At 64.7% G+C, this 25,886-nt stretch carries 14 protein-coding genes; 6 read left to right on the top strand and 8 right to left on the bottom strand.

Annotation, left to right across the window (positions count from 1 at the left end):
- Positions 1–4 precede the first annotated feature (4 nt).
- From ACFXHA_RS34080 to ACFXHA_RS34065, 4 genes are all read right to left on the bottom strand, one after another.
- Positions 5–1,546: an APC family permease gene (locus ACFXHA_RS34080; RefSeq protein WP_379363915.1), complete on the bottom strand. Its 1,542-nt coding sequence runs from the start codon at positions 1,544–1,546 to the stop codon at positions 5–7.
- Between the two features lie 174 nt (positions 1,547–1,720).
- Entirely contained in the window at positions 1,721–3,178 is a 1,458-nt protein-coding gene (locus ACFXHA_RS34075; protein ID WP_379363497.1) for an NAD-dependent succinate-semialdehyde dehydrogenase, read from the bottom strand.
- A 19-nt stretch (positions 3,179–3,197) separates the two neighbouring features.
- Positions 3,198–4,538, bottom strand: a complete 1,341-nt coding sequence (gabT, locus tag ACFXHA_RS34070) for a 4-aminobutyrate--2-oxoglutarate transaminase (RefSeq protein ID WP_379363495.1) — start codon at positions 4,536–4,538, stop codon at positions 3,198–3,200.
- Between the two features lie 40 nt (positions 4,539–4,578).
- Positions 4,579–6,006 carry a gamma-aminobutyraldehyde dehydrogenase gene (locus ACFXHA_RS34065; protein WP_379363493.1) on the bottom strand — a complete coding sequence of 476 codons (1,428 nt, stop codon included), beginning with the start codon at positions 6,004–6,006 and terminating at the stop codon, positions 4,579–4,581.
- Between the two features lie 140 nt (positions 6,007–6,146).
- On the opposite strand from ACFXHA_RS34065, the gene ACFXHA_RS34060 reads away from it, so the two are divergent.
- Positions 6,147–7,673: a PucR family transcriptional regulator gene (locus tag ACFXHA_RS34060; protein WP_379363491.1), complete on the top strand. Its 1,527-nt coding sequence runs from the start codon at positions 6,147–6,149 to the stop codon at positions 7,671–7,673.
- A 115-nt stretch (positions 7,674–7,788) separates the two neighbouring features.
- Here the strand turns inward: ACFXHA_RS34060 and ACFXHA_RS34055 are convergent, their stop codons facing one another.
- Both ACFXHA_RS34055 and ACFXHA_RS34050 read right to left on the bottom strand, forming a co-directional pair.
- Positions 7,789–10,872: an NAD-glutamate dehydrogenase domain-containing protein gene (locus tag ACFXHA_RS34055; RefSeq protein WP_379363489.1), complete on the bottom strand. Its 3,084-nt coding sequence runs from the start codon at positions 10,870–10,872 to the stop codon at positions 7,789–7,791.
- A gap of 193 nt (positions 10,873–11,065) precedes the next feature.
- Positions 11,066–16,534 (bottom strand): carboxyl transferase domain-containing protein, encoded by a 5,469-nt coding sequence (locus tag ACFXHA_RS34050; protein ID WP_379363487.1) that lies wholly within the window; start codon positions 16,532–16,534, stop codon positions 11,066–11,068.
- A gap of 172 nt (positions 16,535–16,706) precedes the next feature.
- On the opposite strand from ACFXHA_RS34050, the gene ACFXHA_RS34045 reads away from it, so the two are divergent.
- A complete protein-coding gene (locus ACFXHA_RS34045; RefSeq protein WP_379363486.1) occupies positions 16,707–17,012 on the top strand; it encodes a hypothetical protein in 306 nt (101 codons plus the stop codon).
- A gap of 189 nt (positions 17,013–17,201) precedes the next feature.
- Entirely contained in the window at positions 17,202–17,537 is a 336-nt protein-coding gene (locus ACFXHA_RS34040) for a DUF3759 domain-containing protein (RefSeq protein ID WP_379363484.1), read from the top strand.
- 54 nt (positions 17,538–17,591) lie between these two features.
- Here ACFXHA_RS34040 and ACFXHA_RS34035 read toward each other — a convergent pair whose 3' ends face one another.
- Positions 17,592–17,948: a hypothetical protein gene (locus tag ACFXHA_RS34035; protein WP_379363482.1), complete on the bottom strand. Its 357-nt coding sequence runs from the start codon at positions 17,946–17,948 to the stop codon at positions 17,592–17,594.
- A 1,326-nt stretch (positions 17,949–19,274) separates the two neighbouring features.
- On the opposite strand from ACFXHA_RS34035, the gene ACFXHA_RS34030 reads away from it, so the two are divergent.
- The 3 genes from ACFXHA_RS34030 to ACFXHA_RS34020 all read left to right on the top strand — a co-directional run bounded on the left by ACFXHA_RS34030 (position 19,275) and on the right by ACFXHA_RS34020 (position 21,083).
- A complete protein-coding gene (locus tag ACFXHA_RS34030; RefSeq protein ID WP_379363480.1) occupies positions 19,275–19,565 on the top strand; it encodes a hypothetical protein in 291 nt (96 codons plus the stop codon).
- A gap of 696 nt (positions 19,566–20,261) precedes the next feature.
- Positions 20,262–20,501: a DUF6374 family protein gene (locus tag ACFXHA_RS34025; RefSeq protein WP_379363478.1), complete on the top strand. Its 240-nt coding sequence runs from the start codon at positions 20,262–20,264 to the stop codon at positions 20,499–20,501.
- A gap of 48 nt (positions 20,502–20,549) precedes the next feature.
- Complete coding sequence (locus ACFXHA_RS34020; RefSeq protein ID WP_379363476.1) at positions 20,550–21,083, top strand: hypothetical protein; 534 nt, start codon at positions 20,550–20,552, stop codon at positions 21,081–21,083.
- 313 nt (positions 21,084–21,396) lie between these two features.
- Here the strand turns inward: ACFXHA_RS34020 and ACFXHA_RS34015 are convergent, their stop codons facing one another.
- Complete coding sequence (locus ACFXHA_RS34015) at positions 21,397–24,972, bottom strand: NACHT domain-containing protein (protein WP_379363474.1); 3,576 nt, start codon at positions 24,970–24,972, stop codon at positions 21,397–21,399.
- Between the last annotated feature and the right edge of the window lie 914 nt (positions 24,973–25,886).

Raw genomic sequence — 25,886 nt, 5'->3', positions numbered from 1 at the left:
TTGGCTATTGCGGCATCGGGTCGCCGGAGACGGCGCGCGGCAGGGTGTGGCCGCGGAAGTACTCGGGCTGCCGCCAGCGTTGCGCGAGCATCAGCACCGCGCCCAGCGCCAGAATCCCGAAGCCGAGGTAGAACACCAGGCCGACGCCGAAAATCGAAGCGCCGCTGCCGACTTCGGGCTTGAGGCTCTCTCGCACCGAGATGACGAAGACGACCAGCAGCATGCTGCCGCCCAGCAGCGGGAACAGCAGTTTGAACAGGAAGTCGCGGGCCGAGGCGAACCAGCGCTCGCGGAAGTACCAGACGCAGGCGAAGGCGGTGATGCCGTAGTACCAGCAGATCATGATGCCCAGCGCCGCAATGGTATCCAGCAGCACGTGCTGCGACAGCAGTGCGGTGATGGCGTAGAAGCCGCCCGCCACGACGGCGGCGACCGCGGTTCCGAAACGCGGCACCTGATACACCGGATGCACGCTGGCGAACCGCTCCGGCAGCGCCTTGAAGGTACCCATGGCCAGCATGGCGCGCGCCGCGGGCAGGAAGGTGGCCTGCAGGCTGGCGATGGTGGAGACCAGCACGGCCGCGAACAGCAGCAGTTCGCCCGCCCCGCCCATCACCGGCTGGGCCAGCGCGCCGAACACATTGTTGCGCGCGTCGGGACCGCTGAGGCCGATGCCGGTGTCGCCGACACCGGCGTACCACATGAGCGCCACGGCCAGCAGCAGATACGTGCCCAGCACGGTGAGGATCGACAGCAGCCCGGCCCGGCCCGGCGTGCGCTTCGGATCCTTGCACTCCTCGCCGAGGGTCAGCGCGGTATCCCAGCCCCAGTACATGAAGACCGACCCGATCAGGCCGATCGCGAACGCGCCCAGCGTGAGTCCGGTCAACGGGTTGAACCAGTCGATGTCGAAGCTCAACCCCGACGGCGCGTCCCCGCTCATCGCCTTGGCCAGCGCGATCCCCGCGAACAGCAGCAACACCACAAGCTGGAAGCCGACCAACGCATACTGGGTGCGCTCACTCGAGCTGATCCCGCGACTGGCCGCCCACCCGGCCGCTGCCAGGAAGGCCAGCGTGGTCACGATATTGATCAGCTTGTTGTCACCCAGGGCCGCAATGGATTCCGAATGAACCAGCCGCCCGATGAACAGGTAGAGGAACTGCGCCCCCACCGCCGCGATATTGGCCAGCACGATGACGACCGCGATGACCGATCCCCAGCCCGCCATCCAGCCGACGTAGGGGCCCAGCGAGCGGGCGGACCAGGTGAAAGACGCTCCACAGTCCGGGGTTTCGGTACTGAACTCGCGATACGCGTAGGCCGCGAGGAACATCGGGATGAATCCGGCGATCAGCAGCGCGGGCATCTTCAACCCGACCGCCGCGACGATCAGGCCCAGGCTGGCGGTGGTGGTGTAGGCGGGTGCGATGGACGCGATACTCAGGACCGCTCCGGCAATGGTGCCGACCTTGTTGGTGGCCAATCCCTTACCGCTCGCGGCTTCGGGGTCGGGCAACAGTCCTCGAGTATCACGCGACGGCATTGTCGCCTCGGAAGCATTCTGCACGAGCATCCAAGCTCCTCGTACTGGGTCTGGTGGCGTCGAAAACCCGTGGGGCACAGCCGTCACCTCGCCGATGGAGAACCGATCCGGTGGGAGGGCACCGGAATCGGGTGGGCGCGGAATCCGGCTCAGGGGCCGGTGCGCCGGATGACGTCAACGGGTCAGCGCGACGTATTTGGTGTCGAGGTATTCATCGATCCCCTCGGAGCCGCCCTCGCTGCCCAGACCGGACTGTTTGACCCCGCCGAACGGTGCCGCCGGATCGGAGATGACGCCGCGGTTCACGCCGACCATGCCCGCGTCCAGCGCGTTCGACACCCGCAGCGCTCGATCCAGGTCGCGGGTGTAGAAGTAGGCGGCCAAGCCGTATTCGGTGTCATTGGCCGCGGCCACGACATCGTCCTCGGTGTCGAATCCGTAGATGGCGGCGACCGGACCGAAGATTTCTTCGCGGTGCATGCGGGCGGTGCGCGGCACCTCGTCGAGGACGGTGGGCTGGAAGAACCAGCCGGGTCCGTCGATGGCCTTGCCGCCGGTGCGGATCACCGCACCGGACTCGACCGCGTCCTGGACCAGGGCGGCAACGGAATTCCGCTGCCGCTCGTTGATCAGCGGACCGGTGTCCACGCCGGGCTCGTGGCCGGGACCGACACGCAGCGCGCCGATCTTCTCCGCCAGCCGGGCGGCGAACTCTGCCCGAATCGAGTTGTGCACGTAGATGCGATTGGCCGCGGTGCACGCCTCGCCGCCATTGCGCATCTTCGCCGCCATGGCCCCGGCCAGTGCTGCGTCCAGATCGGCGTCCTCGAATACGATGAAGGGAGCGTTACCGCCCAGCTCCATCGACGTCCGGAGCACATTGTCGGCGGCCTGGCGCAGCAGCAGCTTGCCGACGCGGGTGGAACCGGTGAAGGTCACCTTGCGCAGTCGCGGGTCGGCCAGCAGCGGCGCGGTGATGGCGGCGGCATCGCTGCCCGGCAGCACCGACAGCACGCCCCCGGGCAGTCCGGCCTCGGCGAAGATCCGCGCCAGGGCCAGCATGGTGAGCGGGGTGTCCTCGGCCGGCTTCACGATGACCGTGCAGCCCGCGGCCAGCGCGGGGCCGATCTTGCGAGAACCCATGGCCAGCGGGAAGTTCCACGGCGTGATCGCCAGGCACGGGCCGACCGGCTGCTTGGTGACCACGATGCGGCCGGTTCCGGCGGGGGAGTCGGTGTAGCGGCCGCCGATGCGCACCGCCTCCTCACTGAACCAGCGCAGGAACTCGCCGCCGTAGGCGACCTCGCCGCGGGCCTCGGCGAGGGTCTTGCCCATCTCCAAGGTCATCAGCAGCGCGATCTCCTCGGTGCGATCCATCAGGATCTCCCAGGCGCGGCGCAGAATCGCCGAGCGCTCACGCGGAGCGGTTGCGGCCCAGGTGGATTGGACGCGGCAGGCCGAGTCCAGGGCGCGCAGCGCATCCACGCCGGAAGCGTCGGCGACCTCGGTGAGCAGCTCACCGGTCGCCGGATTGTGCACCGCGAAGGTGGTTTCCGAAGCGGCCGGTGCGGACGCGCCGTCGATCCAGACACCGGTGGGGACCAGCTCGCTGATCCGGTCGTACTCCAACATCGTTCTCCTTGACCGGGTTTCAGACAGCGAGGTCGCCGATGGCGGTGCACAGCACCGTCAGCGCCTCGTCGAGCAGTTCGTCGCTGATCACCAGCGGGGGCAGCAGGCGGATCACATTGCCGTAGGTGCCGCAGGTCAGGGTGATGACACCCTGCTCCAGACAGCGCTTGGCGACGGCCGCGGTGAGCGCGGCGTCGGGCTCGGTGGTGCCGGGGCGGACGAATTCGAGAGCCAGCATCGCGCCACGGCCGCGGACCTCGCCGATGGCCGGAACACGCTGTGCCAGTTCGGTGAAGCGTGCCGTCGCCACCTCGCCGATGTGGCGGGCGCGGGCGGGCAGATCGTGCTCGCGGATGGCATCGATGGCGGCCAGCGCGGCGGCACAGGCCACCGGATTGCCGCCGTAGGTGCCGCCCAGGCCGCCCGCGTGCACGGCGTCGAGCAGGTCGGCGCGGCCGGTGATGGCCGAGAGCGGCATACCGCCGGCGATGCCCTTGGCCATCGTGATGATGTCGGGCACAACGCCTTCGGCCTCGCAGGCGAACCAGTCGCCGGTGCGGGCGAAGCCGGTCTGCACCTCGTCGGCGATGAACACGACGCCGTTGGCGCGCGCCCACTCGACCAGGGTCGGTAGGAATCCCGGTGCGGGAACGATGAATCCGCCCTCACCCTGGATCGGTTCGATGATGATCGCGGCGAGGGAATCTGCGCCGATCTGCTTCTCGATGCGCGAGATCGCCTCCCGTGCCGCGGCTACGCCGTCCTGGCCGCCGTCGCGGAACGGGTAGGACATCGGCATGCGGTACACCTCGGGCGCGAACGGGCCGAAATGCGCCTTGTAGGGCATGTTCTTCGCGGTCAGCGCCATGGTGAGGTTGGTGCGGCCGTGGTAGGCGTGATCGAAGGCGACGACCGCGGTGCGGCCGGTGGCCAGGCGCGCCACCTTGATCGCGTTCTCCACGGCTTCCGCGCCCGAGTTGAACAGCACACTGCGCTTCTCATGATCACCCGGGGTCAGCTCGGCCAGCCGCTCGCAGACCTCGATGTACGCCTCGTAGGGGGTCACCATGAAGCAGGTGTGGGCGAAGCGCTCGATCTGCTCCTGCACCGCCGCAACGACTTTCGGATGCGACGCGCCGACATTGGTGACCGCGATACCGGCGGCCAGGTCGATGAGCGAATTGCCGTCGACGTCCACGATGACGCCGCCGTCGGCATCGGCCGCGTACACCGGCGCGGTGGAGCCCACGCCCGCGGCGACGGCGGCCTTGCGACGCGCGGCCAGCTCCTGCGAGCGCGGGCCCGGTAGTTCGGTGTTGAGCACCCGCTGCTGCGGGAGTCGGTAGGTGACCTCTGTCATTCGGAAATCCTTCTGCGGAGAGGGAATTGAGGTAGCGCGGTCAGTCGTGCGCGCTCATCACATGCTTGATGCGGGTGTAGTCCTCGACGCCGTAGGCGGAGAGATCCTTGCCGTAGCCCGAGCGCTTGAACCCGCCGTGCGGCATCTCGGCCACCAGCGGAATGTGGCAGTTCACCCACACTGCGCCGAAGTCCAGTGCGGCCGAGACACGCTGCACCACACCGTGATCACGGGACCACACGCTCGAGGCGAGGCCGTAGTCCACGTCGTTGGCCAGGCGGATCGCCTCGTCCTCGTCGGCGAAAGGCTGCACGGTGATGATCGGGCCGAAGGTCTCCTCCTGCACGATCGGATCGTCCTGGCGCACACCGGTGATGACGGTCGGCGCGAGATAGAACCCGGTCTCGCCGACACGTTCGCCGCCGGTGGCGATGGTGGCGTGCGCGGGCAGCGCGGCGAGCTTGCCGGTGACCGACTCGAAGTGGCGGATGTTGTTGAGCGGGCCGTACGCCGCGTCGGGATCGTCGGGCAGGCCCGGCTTCACGGTCTGCGCCTTCTTCACCAGTGCCGCGACCAGATCGTCGTGCACGGACTCGTGCACCAGCACGCGGGTGGCGGCCGTGCAGTCCTGTCCGGCGTTGAAGAACGCGGCATCGCCGATGCGATCGGCGGCCAGCGCCAGATCGGCATCGCCGAACACCACCACGGGAGCATTGCCGCCGAGTTCCAGATGCGCCCGCTTGACCTGCTCGGCCGCCGCGGTCGCCACCGCGATGCCCGCACGCACCGAACCGGTGATGGCCACCATGTCCAGCCGGGGATGGCCGACCAGGGCCGCGCCGCTGGCGGCGGTTCCGAGCACCACGTTCAGCACCCCGTTCGGGAGGATGCCCTGCGAAAGCTCGGCGAGCTTCAGCGTGCTGCCCGGGGTGGTGTCACTCGGCTTGAGCACCACCGTGTTTCCGGTGGCCAGCGCCGGGCCGATCTTCCAGATGGCCATCATGAGCGGGTAGTTCCAGGGGGTCACCTGGCCGATGACGCCGACGGGCTCGCGGCGCACGTAGGAGGTGAATCCGGTCAGATACTCGCCGGCGGACTTGCCTTCCAACATGCGCGCCGCACCGGCGAAGAAACGCAGATGATCGGCCCCGGCGGCGACTTCCTCGCTGGCGACCAGGTGCTTGGGCTGGCCGGTCTCGCGGCACTGCGCCTCGACCAGCGCCTCGGAATTCGCCTCGATCGCATCGGCCAGCTTCAACAAGGCGGCTTGACGCTGGCTCGGGGTGGCGGCCTTCCACGCCGGGAAGGCGCGGTCCGCGGCGGCGACCGCGGCCTCGATATCGGCCGGACCGGAGATCGGGCTGTGCCCGACGACCGCCTCATCGACGGGGCTGACCAGTGCGAACGACTCCGATGCGGCTGCGGCGACGAACTTTCCGTCGATGTAGTTGCGAAGCGTCTCAGTCATGTGTGCCCGATCTCGTTCGAAGTGGCTGCTCTGCGGTTGCTCGTCAGTGTGCTGTGTGACACACCCCCTCGTCACCTGCCGGATCGGCAAGTCGGCAGAATGTGGTTTCGACAATCTGTCCAGTTAGCCATGGGAGAGCTGTGAACTCGGGAATCCCGGTCCGATGGGTACTGTCCCAACCCGAGCTGGGGTTGGTCCTGCGGGGCGGCGGTGACGGCCTCGGCCGGGGCATCACCCTCGTACTCACCTCCGAGCTCGCCGAACCGCAACAGTGGATGTCCGGCGGAGAGCTGGTCCTCACCACCGGACTGGGGTTGCCGCTCAGTCGCGCGGACCGGCAGCGGTATTTGGAGGACCTGCACGCGGTCGGGATCGCGGGGGTCGGGTTCGGTATCGGACTGTCCTACGAGACCGTGCCCGAGGAACTGATCGAGGCCGCCGATCGGCTCGGACTGCCGCTGTTCGAGGTGTCGCTGCCGACGCCCTTCGGGGCCATCACCAAAAAGGTCATGCAACGGCTCGCCGACCAGGAGTACGAGAAGGTGCTGCGCGCTTCGCGGGCGCAGCCGCGCATGACCCGGGCCGCCATTCAGGGGGCACGGGCGGTGAGCAAGGAGCTGGCGGCCGCGCTCTCGGCGACCGTGCTGGTCATCGGCGCGGACGGGACACTGTCCGAGGCGCAACCGCGCAAGCCCGCCGCGGGGATCCTCGAACGGATCGAAGAGTTTCTGGGCGCCGGCGGCGACGGCGCGCGCAGCGGAGCCCTGCAGATCGGATCCGGGCAATACCTTGCGCTGCAAGCCATTACGGCGGGTCAGACCGTGCACGGGCACCTCGCCGTGGTGACCGACGCCGTGCTGAGTTCCGTCGATCAGGTCCTGCTCGGGCACGCCAGCTCACTGCTCGCCATCGACTTCGAGAAGCCCGCCCGGCTGCGCATCGCACAGAATCGGTTGAACGCCCAGGCCATGGGCATGCTGCTGGCCGAGCCGGGTGATCCCGACATCATGTGGCAGTTGCTCGCCACCGCCGCCGACCGCACCGGCCGCGTCCGCGCCCTCGTCCTGTGGTGCGCCTCCCCGGACGACGCCGCCGAGGCGCTGGAAACCGTTGACACGCACCTGCGTTCGCTCAACCGGCAGCTGTTCGCGCATGTCGCGGGGGATCGGGTCGCGGTGCTGCTGGGCGGATCCGACTCCGACGACACGGCCGGACAGCTCCTCGACGAGCTGCCCGCACCGGTGCGGGCCACGATGCGCGCCGGACTCAGCGCCGCACACCCGTTGCGCCGCTTCACCGCGGCGGTGGAGCACGCCGACCTGGCTGCCTCCGCCGCCGTACCCGGGACCCGCCCGCTCGAACTCGCGGCGTCGGCAGGTCATGCGCTGCTGGCGTTTCCGGAGGCCCGCCGCGTGCTCGGTGCGGTGTCCGAGGCCATGCTCCAGCCCCTCGTCGACTACGACGAGCGTCAGGGCACCGACCTGATCACGTCCCTGCGGGTCTACCTCGAGGCGCACGGACAATGGGAAGCGGCCGCCAATACCCTTGGCGTACACCGGCATACGTTGCGCAGCCGAGTAGCCAAGATCGAATCGGTCCTCGGCTGCCGACTCGATCAGGCGCTCGTGCGCGCCGAACTGCTACTCGCGATCATCGCCCGCCGGTGACCGCCGCGGCGGCGGGTCACCCTCGGTGATGGCGGCCGCAGTCGGGCAGCACCCTGAGCCCTGGCCGGGCCGGGCAGCAGGTAACTGCTGCCGCGGTCCGGACGGTGGCAGCACGTCAGCCGGTGACCGCGGCCGCGGCCAACTCGGCGTTGACGACGCACAGCCGGGCGATATCGACTGTGCCGGAGCGGTGTAGCTGACCGACCAGGTCGGTCAGGTGGCGGGCGGCGGGGGTGTCCTTCCAGCGGGCGACATGGTCGCGGACCTCGTCGTCGGCGGTGGCATCGGTGAGCACCGCGGCCACCAGTGTGTGCCAACGGGATTGGAGTTCCTCGGCCAGGACGGTGGCGGCCAGGGTCTCCCAGTGGTCGGCGGTGCGGAGGGCCGCGAATGCTGTCGCCAGCCGGTCCAGCCCGACCGATTCGCCCAATTCCCTGTAGGTCTGGGCGACGAGGGCCACCGGTAGTCCGGTGCGGCGGGCGGTATCGCTGAGCGGAAGCGCCTGCGAGAGCAGGCGCAGGTTCGCCAGGTTGCGGCCCGGGTGGCCGCCGGGGCGGGGGAGTACCGCGGTCAATTCGGCGACCAGCGGTGCGTGGTGCTCGATCTCGGCGGACCAGGTGCCGGCCGAGCGATGGGTCAGCAGCCAGGCGACGGCGTGCTCGACGGCATCCTGAATGCCCTTGAGCACGCTCATGCGAACCTGCGGCGAGACGCCCGGCAGGGCGAGGGCCTCACGCCACCAGCGATCCACCTCCAGCACCGCGTCGACGACGGTGCAGGCCAGCACGATCTGCGGGGTGCCGACGCCGAGGCGCTCCTCGAGTCGATGGATCAGGCCGGGGCCGACCCGGTTGATCACTCGGTTGGCCGCGGACACCGCGATGATCTCGCGGGCGACCGGGTGTGCGGTCAGCCGGTCCGCACCCAGTCGGGTGCGGACGCGCTCGGGGAAGTATCCCGTCAGCAGGCCCGCGACCACCGGATCGTGCGGTGCGTCGGAGGCCAGCAGTTCGTCGCGGACCAGATTCTTGGCCGTGGCCAGCAGCACCGCGATCTCCGGGCGGACCAGGCCCTGCCCCGCGCGCTGCCGGGCCGCGAGTTCGGCCGGAGCGGGCAGGAATTCGGCGGCACGATCCAGACCGGTCGCCCGCTCCAGGTTCTCGATCAGGCGGCCGTGCCGGTCGATGAGGAAGGGCGCGTGCGCCTCGGCCAAGCTGATGGCCAGCGCCTGCGCATCGCAGTCGGCGAGCACCGCGGCCACCACCGTGTCGGCCTCGGCGGCGAGCAGTTCGTCGCGCTCGGCGACCGTCGAAAGGCCCTCCGCCACCGCACCATTCAGCGCGATCTTGAGATTCACCTCGCGGTCGGAGGTGGCCACGCCGCCCGCATTGTCGATGAAGTCGGCGTTCACCTTGCCGCCCCCGACGGCGAATTCGATGCGAGCCCGCTGGGTGAGGCCGAGGTTGCCGCCCTCGCCGATCACCCGGCAGCGCAGCTGATCGGCGGTCACCCGCACTTCGTCATTGGCGGGGTCGGCGACGTCGGCGTCGAGTTCGCCCCGGGCGCGCACATAGGTGCCGATGCCGCCGTTGAAGAGCAGATCGACCTCGGCGCACAGCATCGCCCGAATCAGTTCCGGCGCGGTCATTTCCGTTGCCGTGACGCCCAGCAGCCGCTGTACCTGTGCCGACAGCGGCACGGTTTTCGCCGAGCGCGGCCAGACACCGCCGCCCTCGGAGATGAGGGCCGGGTCGTAGTCGGCCCAGTCGCTGCGTTCCAGCGCGGCCAGGCGGGTGCGTTCCCGGTGCGACAGCAGCGGATCCGGATTCGGATCGAGGAAGATGTGCCGATGGTCGAAGGCGGCGACCAGGCGCACGCATTCGGTCTCCAGCATGCCGTTGCCGAATACGTCACCGGACATATCGCCGATACCGGTCACGGTGAACGGCTGGGTGTCCGGATCGATGCCGAGTTCGGCGAAGTGTCCGCGAATCGAACGCCACGCGCCACGCGCGGTGATCCCCAGCGCCTTGTGGTCGTATCCGGTCGACCCGCCCGAGGCGAACGCGTCACCGAGCCAGAAACCACGGGCCACCGCAAGGGAATTCGCCAGATCCGAGAATCGCGCGGTGCCCTTGTCGGCCGCCACCACCAGGTACGGATCCGGGTCGTCGTAGGCGACCGTGGCCGCGGGCGGAGTGTGGACGCCGTCGACCAAATTGTCGGTGACGTCCAGCAGCCCGCCGATGAACGCCGCATACGCGTACTCGACCGCGGCCGGATCGGCGCTGCCGCGACGCACCACGAACGCGCCCTTCGCGCCCATCGGGACGATGACCGAATTCTTCACCGTCTGGGTCTTCATCAACGCCAGCACCTCGGTGCGGAAATCATCCACGCGATCCGACCAGCGCAGCCCGCCGCGCGCAATCGCCCCGCCGCGGACGTGACTGCCCTCCACCCGCGTCGAGTGCACGAAGATCTCGCGGTACGGGGTGATCGGGCCGGAGACCGACAACATCGAGGGGTCGAGCTTGAATGCGGCCACCGCGCGGCCCGGCTGGAACCAGTTGGTACGCAACAGCGCCATGCAGAAGGTGTGCAGACCGCGCAGCAGTTGATCCTCAGGCCGGGTGGTCGCGGCCTCGAGCTGACGCCGCACCTCCGCCTCGGCCCGTTCGACCGCCTCGGCGCGATCCAGGTGCGCCGGATCGAAACGGGCACTGAACAGTGCCACGAACGCGCGCACGAAATCCGGATGGCCGGTGAGGATTTCGGTGATCGTCGGCCCACCCAGCGGCAGACCCGCCTGCCGCAGATAGCGGCAGCTCGCCCGCACCAGGACGGCCTCGCGCCAGGTCAGTCCGGCGGTCGCGATCAACCCGGTGTAGCCGTCGATCTCGAACTCACCCGCGACGGCGGCCAGGAACGCCTCGGCCAGCCGCTCGGCCATCGGGTCGGTCAGCTCGGCACCGCCGGCGCGAAACGTGAACAGATGCTCGCCGTCGCTGCCCACCTCATGGGTGGTGACGTGCAGGCCCAGCGCGGAGAAGATCCCGATCAACTCGGTCAGCGACGGCCCGTCACCCCGCGAGATCAACCGTGCGCCGGGCGGCCGTGCCCCGGGAACGAACTCGAGCCGCACCGCGCCCCGCATCCGATCCTGGTCCAACATGCCGACCCCTGCCCCGAGACTCATCCGAATCAACTCCCTGCGCGTGACCTTGGTGGTTTCGCAGTTAATCTGCCGCAAAGAGACCCGGGCCACAGTGGCCGAATCGGCGTGCGCGGATACCCGGTGTCCGCCGAATCGTCTATTCCTTCGAACCGCGGAGGAAAAGGGCAACGCCCCGGCAGGGTGTCCTGCCGGGGCGTTGCTCGGTGGAGCCGGGTCAGCGGGTGAGGCCGGTTTCGATCGCCTCGATGATGCGGGGGCGCAGTTCGGCGGCGCTGATGATGGCGTCGACCGAACCGACCTGGACCGCTCGCTGGATGTTGTGAACGCGGTCGAATTCGGCGGCTACCTCGCCGAGCTTCTCGGCGCGGACCGAGGAGCGGAGTTCGTCGCGTTCGGCGGTGATGATCGCGCGGTCGGTGCCCGACGCGGTGGCGGCGCGGGCCTCGAAATCCTTCACCCGCGGGTCGGAGGCGGTGCGGGCGTTGACTTCTCCGGAGAACACGACCGCGGCGGCGGGGGCGCCACCGAGGACCGAGGCGAAGGAGCCTTCCAGTGCGAGCACCGTCATGTTCGAGTTCAGGGCCTTCGAGAAGACCACGAACGCGCCACCGTGGTAGCGGGAGATGACACAGAACACGATCGGGCCGTCGAAATTGACGATGGCGCGGCCGATTTCGGCGCCGTACTCGAGCTGCACCTTGCGCATCGACTCCGGGGAGCCGTCGAAGCCGGACAGGTTGGCCAGCACCACCAGCGGGCGGTTGCCGCTGGCCGCGTTGATCGCCCGGGCCGCCTTCTTGGACGACTGCGGGAACAAGGTGCCAGCGGTGTAGGTGTCCGGGCCGTCGGTGGCCGGGAAGCCGCGCCGCGGCACGCTGCGGGACTCGATGCCCAACAGGCACACCGGAATTCCGCCGAGACGAGCGTCGAAGACGACCGCGGTCTCGGCATCGGCCATGCCCGCCCAGCGTTCCAGCACCCGGTGGTCCTGGTCGGCCAGCGCCCGCATCACGGTGCGAATGTCGAAGGGCTTCTTGCGATCCGGGTTGTGGGTCGCGGAGAAGATCTCACCGACGGTGGTGAAATCGCTGCCCTCGATCACGTGCGGGAAATCGGAGACGTCGCGGTCGAGCGGGTCGGCCGAACGCACGCGTCGCGGTCCGGACTCACCCGGCGCCACATACGTGTAGTCGTAGTGGGCCATCAGGATGTCCCGGGCGGCAAGCAGATTCGGCGCCCAGTACTGCGCCTGGCCGTTGGGGCCCATGACGCGGTCGTAGCCGCCGATGCCGAAGTTGTCCTCGGCCGAGACCGCGCCGGAGAAGTCCAGCGCCTGCTTGCCGGTCAGCACCATGGTCGATTCCGGCGTCATGATCAGCACACCCTTGGTGTGCATGAGCATGGTCGCCTCGGCGTTCCAGTACGGCTGCGCACCGACATTGATGCCGTTGACCACGATATTGATCTCGCCGCCGTCCTGGGTGAACTCGACGATCCGCTTGAGCGCGGCCGCGACCCAGTCCATGTTCTCGGTGCCGGACTGCATCGAGATGCGCGCACCCGAGGACAGTGCGTACCACTCCAGCGGGACCTGCAGCTGCTCGGCCAGATCGAGCGCGGCGATCACTCGGCGGCACTCCGGTTCCGACAGCGCGCCAAGGGATTTGGTCGGATCGCCGAGCAACGCGACGCGCTTGATGCCGCCGGGATGCCGCTCGGTCGCGCTGGTGACCACACCGGCCACGAGCGCGGCCTTGTTGTGGCCCTTGGGGCGATCCACCGGCACCAGCACGTGGTTCTCGTCCAGGTCGTACTCACTGAAATCGCCCAGCAGACCGGTCAATTCGTACGGGTAGACGGTATTGCGGCTACCGGCCCGCAACACCTTCTGCCGGTACTCGTCGAGCGGCTCGACCGGATCATCGGTCCGCTCATCGACACTCACGATGATGGAACCGGTGGTGTCGAACGAGATCCGCACCGCAATCTTGGTCAGTTCCTCGGTCTCGGGGTCGCGCTGACGCGCGATCAGCAGGATCTCCTCGAGCCCCGCGCCCTGGGTCATCGGCAGCACGTGCCCGCCGATCACCTTCTCCAGCTCGGTCCGGGTGACATCGACCACCGGCCAGATGTACATGACGATCCGGTTGGTGTTGAAACGCTTGGCCGACGGCCGCTGCGCCTGCGCCCGCCGCAGCGAGTCGAGGCAGGTGGCGATGGTGCTCTCCGCGCTCGGCAGCACCAGCAACCGGCCGTCCTGCTCGCGCAGCGCGGCCAGGTCACGCACCTGCGCGAACACGATGAGCCGGTCGTCGTTCGGGTTCTCCTTGGCGACCGCGCGGAACAGGTACACCTCTTCGTCATCGGAGGACGGCAAGCGGGTGAGGTCGAACTTGCGCAGTCGACGCATCTGCATGCGCTGGGCGATGTAGGGATGCAGGCCGCGGATGAGCCGCTCCTCGGACATGCCGGTGGTCGCGGGCCGGAAGGTGAAGTGGTGGTGCATGACCGCACCGCCGCTGCCCGCCACCGTGCAGGTGATCCGGTGCACCTGATCCGGAAGCGGATGCGCGACAAGAGCTTCCTGCAGCGCCGCCGCCATCGCCTCGAAGTTGTCGGGCTGCTTCTCCCAGCTGAGGTAGATATCCGCCTCGACCGAGGCGGCACCGTGCGCCACCTGTGCCAGACCGCGCACGACCGTCTCGAGCTCGTCGAAACTCACCGCGGCCGACACCAGATTCACGCCGCGGCGCTCCGCGACGACGAAGGCGTGCCCGCCCGCCTCCTCGGTGCGCACATTCGCGAGGTCCTTGTTGCCGTAGTAGCGGCGGGTCAGCACCTCCAACATGGCGGTGTTGTCCGTGGCCCCGCGCACCAGACGCTGGCCGAGCAGCCGCACCAGCGGTTCGGTGGCGCGCACCATGTCCGCGATGCGCTCGGTGCGCTCGGCGGTATCCGGCTGTGCGTCAAGGAAACTCAGATGCTTGCGCACGGTGGTGTACACGCGGGCGCGGTTGCGGCGCAGCAGCGGATGCGCGTACCAGGCGTAGGCCACACCACGCGCCAGGTCGGCGAGACCCGGGAAACGCACCTGGGTCGCGGTCACCAGACGTTCCAGTGCCAGGCCGACCGGCTCACGCAACGCCCGGTCGGGTCCCGGCTCGGCCAGCCACTCGCGCAGCAGCGCGGTGATGACGGTGGCGGTGTCGGCGGGACGCTGCTGGGCCAGGAAGATCCGGAAGACCGCGGACTCGAGGTCGGGGGAGCGATCCAGTTCGGTGACACCGTAGTGCGCGAGCGCCTTGGCGAGCTTGGCGCGGTACGACTCCGGCAGTCCGGCCCGTTCGACGTCGAGGCTCTGCAGATAGCCGTGGAAGAACTCGCGGGCGCTGTGCACATGGCCCTGCACGCCGTCGTCGTCCCACGACCGGTTGTGGCTGAGCTCGGTGAGATCGGCGAACACCTGCACGAGTTCGATCTCTTCGGCGAGCGGCCGGCGGTTGTCGGCGACCGCGCCGCGACGCACGGCCAGGTAGTCCTCGAGCACCCGCTGTTCCTCGTGCGGGTCCACATCGAAGCCGAGCAGCAGGCTGCGCAGGTCCTGCAGGCTGCGGGTCATGGCATCCTGCGAGCGGATCGGTGCGAGCACGCCGGGCAGATCGAGTTCGGCGGCACCGGTTTCCGCGGTGTCGTCGGCCTCCTCGTCGTCGGTCAGCGGCTCGAGCCGCAGCAGCGGCGCGCCGGTCTCCACCTGGGAGCCGACCATGACCGCGCATTCCTTGAGCCGGGCCCGGAACGGTGCGCGCAGCACCGTTTCCATCTTCATGGACTCGAGCACCAGCACCGGAGCGCCCGCCTCGACCTCGTCGCCGACCGCGAGCGGGGTGGCAACCACCAGCGCGGGAGCGGGGGAGCGGACGACGCCGCCCTCGTCGCGGCTGATGCGATGCGTCACGCCCTCCACATCGACCAGGTGCACCGGGCCGTGAGTGTCGGTGACCACGCGGAATCGGGTGCCGTTCACCACGATCTGCCCGGTGTGGCTGTCGAAACGCTCGAGATCCACGTCGGCGGCGCGCATTTCGCCGCCCGCCTCGATGCCGATCCGGAAGCGGTGCGCGCCGATGCGCGCGACACGCACCCGGTAGCTGACACCGCGCAACTTCAGCTCGTGCGGGCGACCGCTCTGATGCTGCACCTGGGGACGGCCACCGGCCGCGGTGGACAGCAGGCGCTCGCGTTCGGCCTGCTCCTCTTCCTCGTAGGCGTCGATGCCGGCCAGGGCCACCGCGATCGCCGAATGGCGATGCGAGACCAGCCGACCCTGCGCGCGGACCCGGTCGATCCAGCCGGTGTCGGCGCTGCCGTCGATCACCTCGGGCTGGTCGAGCAGATCCAGGACGAAGCTCTTGTTGGTCGAGCCGCCCTCGATGACGACCCGGGTCTGGGCCATAGCGCGGCGCAACCGGCCCAGCGCCTCGCCGCGATTGCGGCCGTAGGCAATGATTTTCGCGATCATGGAGTCGAAATCGGCGGGGATGGTGTCACCCTCGCTGACGCCGGTGTCGACGCGAATGCCCGGGCCCGCGGGCAGATCCAGGCGGGCGATGCGGCCCGGGGCGGGCGCGAAGTCGCGGTCCGGGTCCTCGGCGTTGAGCCGGGCCTCGATGGCGTGGCCGCGTTCGGCCGGGGGCTCGCCCTCGAGCTTGTGGCCCGAGGCAACCATCAACTGCGCGCGCACCAGGTCGAAACCGGTGGTGGACTCGGTGATCGGATGCTCGACCTGGAGGCGGGTGTTGACCTCGAGGAAGGCGAACAGCTCGTCACCGGGGTGGTAGAGGAATTCGACCGTGGCCGCGCCGCGGTAACCGACCGCGATCGCCAGCCGCTCGGCCGACGCCTTCAGATCGGCGACCTGCTCGGGACGCAGCACCGGCGAGGCGGATTCCTCGATGACCTTCTGATTGCGCCGCTGCACCGAGCAGTCGCGCACGCCCAGCGCCCACGCGGTGCCCTGCCCGTCGGCGATCACCTGCACCTCGACGTGGCGGGCGCCGGTGACCAGGCGCTCCAGGAACACGATGCCGCTACCGAAGGCGCGGGCCGCTTCCTGCCGGGTGCGCTCGTAGGCGTCGACCAGCTCGGCCTCGTTGGTGATCATGCGGATACCGCGTCCGCCACCACCGGCGGTCGCCTTCAGCATGAGCGGGTAGCCGATCTCCTCGGCGGCGGTCACCGCGGCCTCGACGGTGTCGACACCGCCGCGGCTCCACGGCGCGACCGGCACACCGACCTCTTCGGCCAGCAGCTTGGCGCCGATCTTGTCGCCCAGCTTGCGCATGGCGTCGGGGCTCGGACCGATGAAGGTCACCCCGATCTCCTCGCACAGCTCCGCGAACGCCGGATCCTCGGCGACGAAACCCCAGCCCACCCAGGCGGAATCGGCCTTGGTCGTCCTCAGCGCCTGCTCGAGTACCTTCAGATCCAGGTACGGGCGGGCCGATGCGGGTCCGAGATCGTAGGCGACGTCGGCCTCGCGCACGAACGTCGCGTTCCGATCGACATCGGTGTGCAGAGCGATGGTCTGGATGGTGAGTCCAGTCTCTGCCGCGAGATCCCGAACAGCATGAATAAGTCGGACCGCGGCCTCTCCGCGGTTAACGATGGCAATACGGCTGAACACCGCCTGCTCCCTCCATAGCGTCGCATTTGACCCGGTCGGGCAACGTTGCGACTGCCGGTCCCGGGTAGTCTGCACCGTCGCCGTGCCCGGCGACCACCCCGATAGGGGGTTACTCGTACGTATTCGTTTAGATCTGTCTACGACGGCGCGTTCGTGTAGAAGGGGATCCCGAGTGACCGACATTCTCGACGTACTGCACTCCCGCTGGGCGGAGTCCGCCGCCGAAGCGATCGTGACCGGCGACGACCACCCACAACTCACCTTCACCACCGACGAAATCGCCGACCTCATCGATTACATCGCGACGCTGCGCCGAGCGGTAACCAACGCGGCTGCCGCTTTCGACCGCATCCACCAGACGCTTGACCAACACACCGCCCACCCGGAAGCCCAAGCCCGCCAAGCCAGCACCATCGCCCGCTACGCCGCTGAGCATTTGTCTGTCTCACGACCGACGATCGACGGAACAGCAACCTAGCAGCATCCCTGATCCGGGCGTAGGGGGCTCGCTGGTCGAGTGTCGGCAAGTTCGGAGTCTTGCCAACCGGTCGGTTCGAATGATGTTGTCCGCCAGGGAAATCGGCGAGTCACCTCGCCGATGGTGTTACCTTCCAAAGAGTCTCTGACGCACCGGTATACCGGCAGCTGAACGCTCAGGAGGAACCCCATGGGCCTGTTCGACTTCTTCGACAACGACAGCGCCAAACGCGACCAGGTCTACAACATCGACCCCAACAACGAAGACCACAAAGCCAAGCTGTCCCACGAACTGATCGGCGGCGCAGCCGGATTCGAAGCCATGAAGGCCTACGAAAACCACTGCGCCGCAAACGGCAAACCCGCCTCCCACGCCCTGGCCAAGGAACTCCTCGCCGGCTTCGCCGCCGCCGAATGCGACAAACTCTTCGAAACCAAGGGCCTGGACGCCTGGGACCGAGAAGAAGCCAAACGCCACGCAACAAACCAGGCCCAACAGGCCCTCGACCAATCCGGCCACTTCTAACCAGCGGCTTGCCAGACGGAGACCCTCAAACCACTCCGTCTGGCTGGATATCAATCAACTCGGGCTGGGTGCCCCGCCGAAGTCGAAAGCAATAACAAGCAAAGAGATCGGCACACCCCACACAACAAAGAACGTCGTGGCCGTGACACCAAACAGCCGCATGCGACCAATCCTCGAAACCCCAACCCCGACCGCAACCAGTGCGCCGAACGAAATCAACCAAGCCGCCCAGTAGCCTGCGATCTCGACACCGCTCCCGCCGACCACATGCGAGTTCGCACTGCCGAACACCTGCCGAAGCCGAGCATCGAGCATCGGATAGAAGCGGACCACGGTTGTCCCACCGACAACCAGGCCACCCGCAACTTGTGCGCAGTAGCCGACCTGCTCTCGAAAGCGACTGCCGTTCATATAGTTCAGTTCACCCTTCGGTCCACTCGGGGAGGATCATTTGTGGGGCAAAACTGGACCACGGGGGTCAGGAGCGGAGATCTGAGCGCCCAACTCGTCGATCGTCTCGATACCGGAGCCTGAAGTATCAGTTCGGTATGAAACGGCGTTGTCGCGCACAGGCATTCGCCCCCAGCCACCGTCTGCGACAACGAACGTATCGGGGTCTTTGCGAGCCAGAAACAGCACCTGTTCGGAGTCCATCGGAATCGGACCGTCAGCCTCACAGCACTTGTTTCGCCCACTGACATGGACACTGACCTCCGTGAGCGCGTCAGACTCCGAGGGCAACAGAACTCGCGAAACACGAACGCTGTAATCCGCCCCACCGCCCCCGCCGACTCTTCTCTCAGCGGTAATCGTCCCCACGACAACGAGATCCGCCCGCGCGGCCAGCTGCAGTGGCGTAGGCGGCGCAACACACAAACACACCTCCCCGGCCACTACTCTCAGCCGGCCTGAGTTGCTTCCAGCCAGCCGCGCACTCCACCACCCCACCCCAATAAGCAACAGCCCGAGTGCGACCACCGCGACGAGCGCCCCACGACTCCGACGAACATCCCTCCCCGTCATGACCGCATTCTAGAGCGCAGACCCCACCTTGCCACCCGAGCCGAGTCGCAAAACCCCCGCCCGTTTTTACAGGTCGTGCGCGCCCCTGGTCTGAGGTTTCGGAACAGGGTCCCCGTGCGGCGACTCCATGACGTAGTCCCACCAACTGCTCAGTGGGCTGGGGTCTGGCCATAGGAGGGGATGATTGGTATTCCCGGTGGAATCGTGGAATGGCTTTCGGGGCATTCGATCCTCCTAGCTACTGACTCCGCCGGCGAAGTCGCGCCGTCACTCGATGCTGTCGCGCACCGCCTCCGCTGGTCGCGCGTCTATTCGTTGCTGGAGTGTTGGGTGAGTGACTGTAGTTCACTACTGTATACCTACACTGTGGACACGAGGTTTCGTGCGGTGTTCACCGCCTCCGCGCTTGTGTGCTGACTTGCCCGCGAGGTCCGGTCAGGGGCGATCAGCTTGGCGTTCGTAGTCGCGAATACATCTGCGGCGCAGGCATATCCAGGCGAGTGCGTTCCACGAGCCAGTGGCGCGGCAGCACGACGAAGCTGGTCAGTGGTTCGCAGCGACGGACGATCTCGGGGGCGAGTGCTAGTTTCTGGTGTGCCCCGCCGGCGAGGCCACCGACCACCAGCGCAACAGTCCCGCAAGAATTTCCGCAGTTCACAGCGGCGGACCTCGTCTGGTGTTCCGACCCTTCTCGGCAATGACAAAATCCGGAAGATGACTGACTCTGCACCGACGGTCGTCGGGCTCTACTCATTCATGCGCGGAGCTCCGCTGCAGCGTGTCGCCGAGTTCCGCTGGGACCCGAAAGGCGGTGTCTCACTCACCGTTTTCGATGTCGAGCAGGGCTATCCCTTTCAGGAGTGGTTCGAGGCTGGCATCCCTTCGGAAGCCGATGATCGAGTGGTGATGCCGTCGGAAGGAGAGCGGTTCATGCGCGCGCTCATCTGGCCGACGAGACAGATGGGCTACCACCGCATCTGGAACGAAAGCGAGCCGAGCACCTGAGAGCGGTCAGCCCCGCCCCCAACTACCAAGCACACTCAACCTCACTGAGCAGTTTGTTTCACAACCACACCATGGTGGCGTGGTTCGTCGGCGCCAGCGTTCTGCTGTTCCTGCATCTTGGGGCGCCCAAACGGCCGCCATCGACGGCTGATCAAATAAAGCAAATCCCCTCCGACCGAGGTCGGAGGGGATTTTTCTTGGTCGGGCTGACAGGATTTGAACCTGCGACCACTTGACCCCCAGATTCGCATCCGGATCGTTTACGCACGTCACACACGTTGGGCATGTTCGTCGAGTCCCCCTGTGACCAGGCGTTGTTCGCCGCCGGGAATGGCGTGTGGCCACCGAATGGCCACCACGATCTTGCTGCTGTGGTCCGCCGAACGCGCAGTTCGGGTGAGGTGGCCGGTGCCCCTGATGGCCGGTTACGGACCATAGGGGTTCTGCTTGGGAGACAGATCCGGTCCAGTTGGAGGGGCATTCGATCGTCCAGCGGAGTCTCGATTGGTCGGCGTGTCGTCCTCCTCGCTCCCATCGCGTCGTGTCCGCGTCACGTGTGGCAGGCGGCGTGACATCGATCAGGGGGAGGTGCGACCCGCCCGCCGACAATCCATGGGTTGCGGACCGGTCCGCACAATCTGTCGGTGCCCCGACCTGCGATCGAAAGTGTGTTCGACTCGAGTTATCGTTGTGATCATGCCGGAACTGTCTCGCCTGGAATGGGCCCGCATGAACCTCGATCAGGTGCGCGCCCAGTTGCTCACTGCGGCCACCTGTGGCCGGTTCCTTACGCCCGAGCAGTTGGAGCACGCCGCAGGCAAGATCGGCGAAGGACTGCGAATCTACGACGAAGAGATCAATCCCCCGGCGGCGGAACCCCGCCTGGACGGCACACGTTCGATCTGTTCGGATTCGCGTCGGCCTCGGGCACGCTGAGGTCGACGCAGTCACCGTTGCGGGACGGGCACCGATTTGGGCCTGGTCGTGAGTGAGCAGCATGCGGATCTGGTGGAGCCGCCAGCGTTCGACACGATCGTTGGGGTCGCCGGCGCTTCGCTTGATTCGTTGTCGCCGTGTGTCGTTCATGCTCAGATTGGACGCGGCGGATCTGCGACTGATTCCCGTCGGGCGGCGGACGTCTGGAGATGTCTTGTAGCCGAGAAGCTTTGGATCGAGCAGGGAGACGATATGAGCGGCTCATTGTGGGTTCAGGTCGGGCATGAAGTGTCGCGCTGGTGGTTGCGGGCTGATCAAGTCATCGGCTTCAGGACATACGATCACAGCCCATACGACGCCCCGGGAGACGGACCGCGGAACATCCTGGTCGAGGTGCGCTGGATTCGTGGTGATGACACTTCCGACGAGGTGGTGGTTCGCGATGTTCCGTCGATGAACGCAGCCGGGATTGTGATCCGGGACTTGATCGCGGCCCTGGCGAAGCATCGCGACGACACGGGTGTCTTGGTCTTCCGTGACGGGCACGTCAAGTTCGTGGACATCTCGGAGATGCAGTCCTGACGGCCCAGGTTGAGACTGTGCTTCTCGTCTTGAAGCTGCGGCGTCAAGATTCGGCAATTCGAACCAAGAACCTGCCGAGTCACTGCCAACTCAACTAGACAAAACGACGCCGCAACTTCAGAGACCCCCGAAAGATGCTGCGCCACTTCGGCATATTAAGTTGACAGTCCGACTCTTCGCTACCCGACGCAACCGTACCCGACTACCACATCATCGAACTTTCTGGCTACATCCCGGACCCTAATGTAGGGACCGCTACGCCCAGGCTCGAATCTGAGGTGGAGAATCTGCTCTTGTGGTGCGGTTATTACCCCTATTCAAATGACCATTTCGCCCTCTTGGCAAGCTGGGACAGCGGCTCAGGCTTATAATTTCCTTCCATTCTGTTCACACACTCTCTAACTATACGCTCCGGATATTTGTCAATTTCATGCAAGACATTCGTCGCAACCTCCAACGATGGCTCATAATCGAAGATTCGATCCTCTGAAACCCGGCTAACATGCCATTCTCCACGCGATAGCTCGATATCTCGAATCACTAGCTGAAGCTTTTCATTTTCATCCCTCGGGGCAATAGCCTCTGCTAGATAGTCATACTCGGAGCGCCATTTAAACCAGCTTTTGAACTCCGTAGTACGGCGTTGCTTCTCGCTAAAATTGCAGCTCTCTACTGAAGCATCGAAAGCAACCGCCACGAGGACAGCTGCCCGCGGCGAATAGACCGTCAGATCAATTTTAAGCTGTCGCTTTCGATCATTTCTGATACCACCAAAGTGGACGGCGCCGATGGTTGACCATCGCAGAGAATGGAATTCATCGATCGGGAGACCGTCAACGATCCGGGAGATCTCAGCACTCAGTTGTTCTAAATTTGCAACGCTTGCCCAGGAAATTACTACACCAGCCCAAAACATGCGATCGGCGCGTGTTGATGCTCCCGACAATTGTTGCAGCCACCAGTTATGGTCGACACGTGCCATTCGCGCGAATCTGACTCGGCGAGATAACGGGATTTTCTCATCCCATAGGCTTGCCTCACCAATTAATTCATTTTCGGGCTTCAAACCCGCAATCCTGATCGCCAGCGATCGTACAGCCCACCGTTCACCGAATGATTTTCGAGCTGATTCGCAAATCCTGTCCCATCCATTGAAACTGAACGAGTACCTACGAGACGATTTCCTGGACGAGAATATGTATCCGACCGATTCGGAAAGATCTCTCGCGAAAGTAGCTATGGACCGATCTTGAAGAAAATGAGTAACGCTCCTATCGGCGAACCCGCCCCGCTCAAGGACGCTTGCGAAGGTGTGATGGTCGATCCGCTCATAATGGGACACTCTCCGAGGAATTGCTAATGTAACCAATAGCACATTTAGAATCTCATCATCGGAGGACGCCAATAATCCCTCGCTCGTCAACTTTCCATCAAGAATCGCATTCGACAGAGCCCTTCTTGCTACAGATAATCCTAAAATCTTGCCGTCACGCTGAACGGCGGCACTCCGCACCCGCTCGCCAACTTCCATTTGGTTCGGATTATCGGAGTTGATCAGACCCCAGATATGCTCTTCCGTCATTGAATCAGCTGCCCCGCTACGAAACATCTTGTGAAGCTGATTCGTCCGAGTAGCGCCCGTCAGACCCTCAAGTGAAAGAATGAAGTCAGCCTCAAGCTTATCGCCTCCATTTATCGCGAGGAGTCGGCAAAGCGAGAATATCCGTGCGCTGGCGTCTGTACTTCTTAATACTCTTTTACCGACGATTTCGCGCACAATCTCCTGGCCACATTCGGGCGCCAATCTCGGCAATGAACCGCCGTAAGCATCCAATCCAAAGATGGCCTGTCCGATTTCGTCAAATATTGAACGGATAACGTCCTCTTGACAGAACCGCTTCCCGGTGAAAATTCGATCCTGGAGAAGAGCGAGCCCAACTCGACGGACATGGATCGATACCGCCAAGTTGGGCGATGCAATGAGCTCACGCAAGCTGGATGAAATATTCCCAAGTTCGCCACGGACGTGAAATCCTGCATAGAATCGGGTCACGTTCAACCAAAATGGGTTCGCTGCCAATGCCTCGAATCTTTGAGACCGATCACCACTGACGTTCCCGTTTCTATGGGTGGGAGTCGGGGCTGTTATGTACAGGTAATGTGCGCAAAAATACTCTCTCAGAGGCTGTATTTCGAACTCAAACAATCCTTCAATGCGTTCGACGAGAACATAAATTCTCTCAAGACCTCCGCCAAAAAGGTCGTCGGCAAGGTTTCCAGCGTATCCCATCTCCTTCAGATAGCTTCGGGAGAGATCCTTAAGATCATCTTCTGAGATACTTCCAGAAGTGCCCTCTGACTCAGCATTGCTCTGAAGAAACCATGCAAGAAATTCCACGAAACCAATCAGAGCGTCGCGGTTCTCGTGGATTACCCGCGAGATCTCCGCCTCTCGTATGAAGAACAGCTCAAGATACTTATCATACAATTCCGTTCGCTGATCAGGTAACGAGTATCCGACTTGCCTGATAAGCGTGAGCAGAATGGTAAGCTGCATAGGATTCTTGGTAAGCTCGCGAAAATGTTCAAGCTTGAGCTTCTCGCTCAGAATCTGTCTTATTTCATCACTTTCGGCAGGCTTAAGCTTCCTAGCCGATATCCACTTGTCTGCATATTGTTTGATGCGACGATTGTCGAGGCTCGTCAGCGTCGAGTCTAGGAACCCATATCGCTTGAAGTTGTTGACCTTCCCGAACACCGATGGGCGACTCGTGACGATAACTTGTAGATCGGCACCAAATTCATGAAGTCGAGTTAGCGATTCGCCTGTAAGCTTCACCACCTTCCTTCGAATCGCGATATCAGCGACCTCATCGAGCCCATCTAGAAACAGTAGGACCGGAGCTTTGGTGAGAATTTGCTGCACCTCATGAGTCTCAAGCGTTACACCACCAGATCCGTAGTCTATTAGATCTCCGATGAACCCTTCCAGACTGCGTGTGCGCTGCTTTGACGACTCTCCTACATCGAATGGATTTTTCCCCTCAAGGAACTTCGAGAAGTCTCGAAGGTCGATCTTAATTGGAAGCCTGAATGCCGTTACTTTATACGTGCTTGGGACTCTGTTGAGAAATTCTGATCGGCCCAAAAACTTAGCTCTGTGAATTTGGCATACGAACTGGGCCAGTGTCGACTTTCCTTGCCCAGGCGCACCTTCCAGTACGATCCGGCTGCCGCTGGATCCACCGCTCATTTCAAGAAGGAGGCGCCCTGCCCCGAGACTAGTCAACGGCCGCGGTTCAGACGGTGCCATATCCAGAACTTCAAATCCAGCCGCTGTCGACCGAACTGTGTACGACGGGTTGGCTGCGAGGGGGGCGATTCCTTCGACAGTTCGTCGCCGCTCCTTTGCAATAAATGCAACTGGCACATCTACGAAGAGGCTCAGAAGATCGTTTACCAAATCCAGTTGCTTGAACTTTATCTCCGAGTCGTCGTTGTATTGCTTTAGAACGAACGCATGGATGGCGTCATCCCGCCTTTGATTGGCGATTTCGAGCGCGTCGGTGAAGACGATGCTCACACCGTCTTCGAGCGTGAGTATCTCTGAGTATTTCAACTTCAGACACGCCTCCGCTGCATCGAGGCGCCTATCTATTTCGTCACGCCAATAACAAACCGAGGGTATGGCTACATGCTGGTCAAGCCACCTCTGGACCCGGTCAATCTTTCCGCTGTCAAGATGGGCGGTGCCGCGCGCATTGGTCGCGATTATGTATCTCTGAGCACCTCGCGAGATCAGCTTTTCAATTTTCGGCAGCTCTCCTTCGAGTGCAGCGATCATCCAGTCGGCTCCTGCCTCAGGATCATCAGACCTCTTGAACTTCACCTGAACCACGGTATTGGTATGGGCATCCAATGCATCGCGACCACCGTCGGGCTGTCCAATGGGAAAGCACTGAAGTTGCGGATAGTCCTTGATTAGCAAGGACTGGCAGAGGTGCTGAAACCGCTCTGGGGTGCTGTTCTCGTAGAGATATCCCACCCTTACCCCCTTTGTATATGCATAGTTGTTCCGCCTGGGAGGACGCATCCCCGACGTTGTCGATTGCAAGACTGGAAGTGTACTAGAAGGCCTTGTTTGTAGTCCGGTGATACAGGAACGATAAAATAGACCATTGGGTCTGTTAATTGCGTCTGAGCAGTACATGAACCTGGAGCGTGGGGGCAGATTGCACTCTGAGCGGACGTCCGGTCCGGATCGTATGACGGGGCTCGGCGAATATAGGTGGAACCCACCGGCATCGGATAGCGCCTGTATAAATTTCGTTCAGATGCACTACTGACCTTGAGTGTGGATCGAGGTGGGCAGATTTTGTGCTGTCATCGGCGGCGCCGAGGCGGGTTCGGCCATCGGCACCCCGGCTGGTGACCAGGCGGCATGAGGCGGATGACCAGCATCCGGATCTGATGAAGCCGCCATCGGTCGGCCGGGTCATCGGGATTCAGGCCGGCACGCGCAATTCGTTGTCTCCGTTCGTCGTTCATACCTGATCTGACGCAGCGGACCCGCTGCAGGTTCCCTGGGCAAGAGCGTTGCCGTACTTGCTTGAGTCGATTGCCGAGAATTCCGATCCGGTCCTGATGCGGACCTGATCGGATTCTGATGCGGACCTGATCGGATTCGTCGTCTGATCAGAATCGCATCAGATCGGTCTGGAAACCGTCGCCTACCTGCGCCTTCGGCGCAGGGCTGCTGGCTCGCATGGCCAACATTCACCCCCGCTTCGCTGAGGTGAATGT

Origin of the sequence: Nocardia sp. NPDC059240 (genome assembly GCF_042753865.1) — a bacterium.
Taxonomy (GTDB): Bacteria; Actinomycetota; Actinomycetes; order Mycobacteriales; family Mycobacteriaceae; genus Nocardia.
This window is presented reverse-complemented; position numbering and strand designations above follow the sequence as displayed.

Excerpts from the sequence above, each read along its gene's own strand:
- ACFXHA_RS34055 (WP_379363489.1), bottom strand. The coding sequence starts at position 10,872 with ATGAGTCTCGGGGCAGGGGTCGGCATGTTGGACCAGGATCGGATGCGG.
- ACFXHA_RS34030 (WP_379363480.1), top strand. The coding sequence starts at position 19,275 with ATGACTGACTCTGCACCGACGGTCGTCGGGCTCTACTCATTCATGCGC.
- ACFXHA_RS34035 (WP_379363482.1), bottom strand. The coding sequence starts at position 17,948 with ATGAACGGCAGTCGCTTTCGAGAGCAGGTCGGCTACTGCGCACAAGTT.
- ACFXHA_RS34065 (WP_379363493.1), bottom strand. The coding sequence starts at position 6,006 with ATGACTGAGACGCTTCGCAACTACATCGACGGAAAGTTCGTCGCCGCA.
- ACFXHA_RS34080 (WP_379363915.1), bottom strand. The coding sequence starts at position 1,546 with ATGCCGTCGCGTGATACTCGAGGACTGTTGCCCGACCCCGAAGCCGCG.
- ACFXHA_RS34075 (WP_379363497.1), bottom strand. The coding sequence starts at position 3,178 with ATGTTGGAGTACGACCGGATCAGCGAGCTGGTCCCCACCGGTGTCTGG.
- ACFXHA_RS34040 (WP_379363484.1), top strand. The coding sequence starts at position 17,202 with ATGGGCCTGTTCGACTTCTTCGACAACGACAGCGCCAAACGCGACCAG.
- ACFXHA_RS34025 (WP_379363478.1), top strand. The coding sequence starts at position 20,262 with ATGCCGGAACTGTCTCGCCTGGAATGGGCCCGCATGAACCTCGATCAG.
- gabT (WP_379363495.1), bottom strand. The coding sequence starts at position 4,538 with ATGACAGAGGTCACCTACCGACTCCCGCAGCAGCGGGTGCTCAACACC.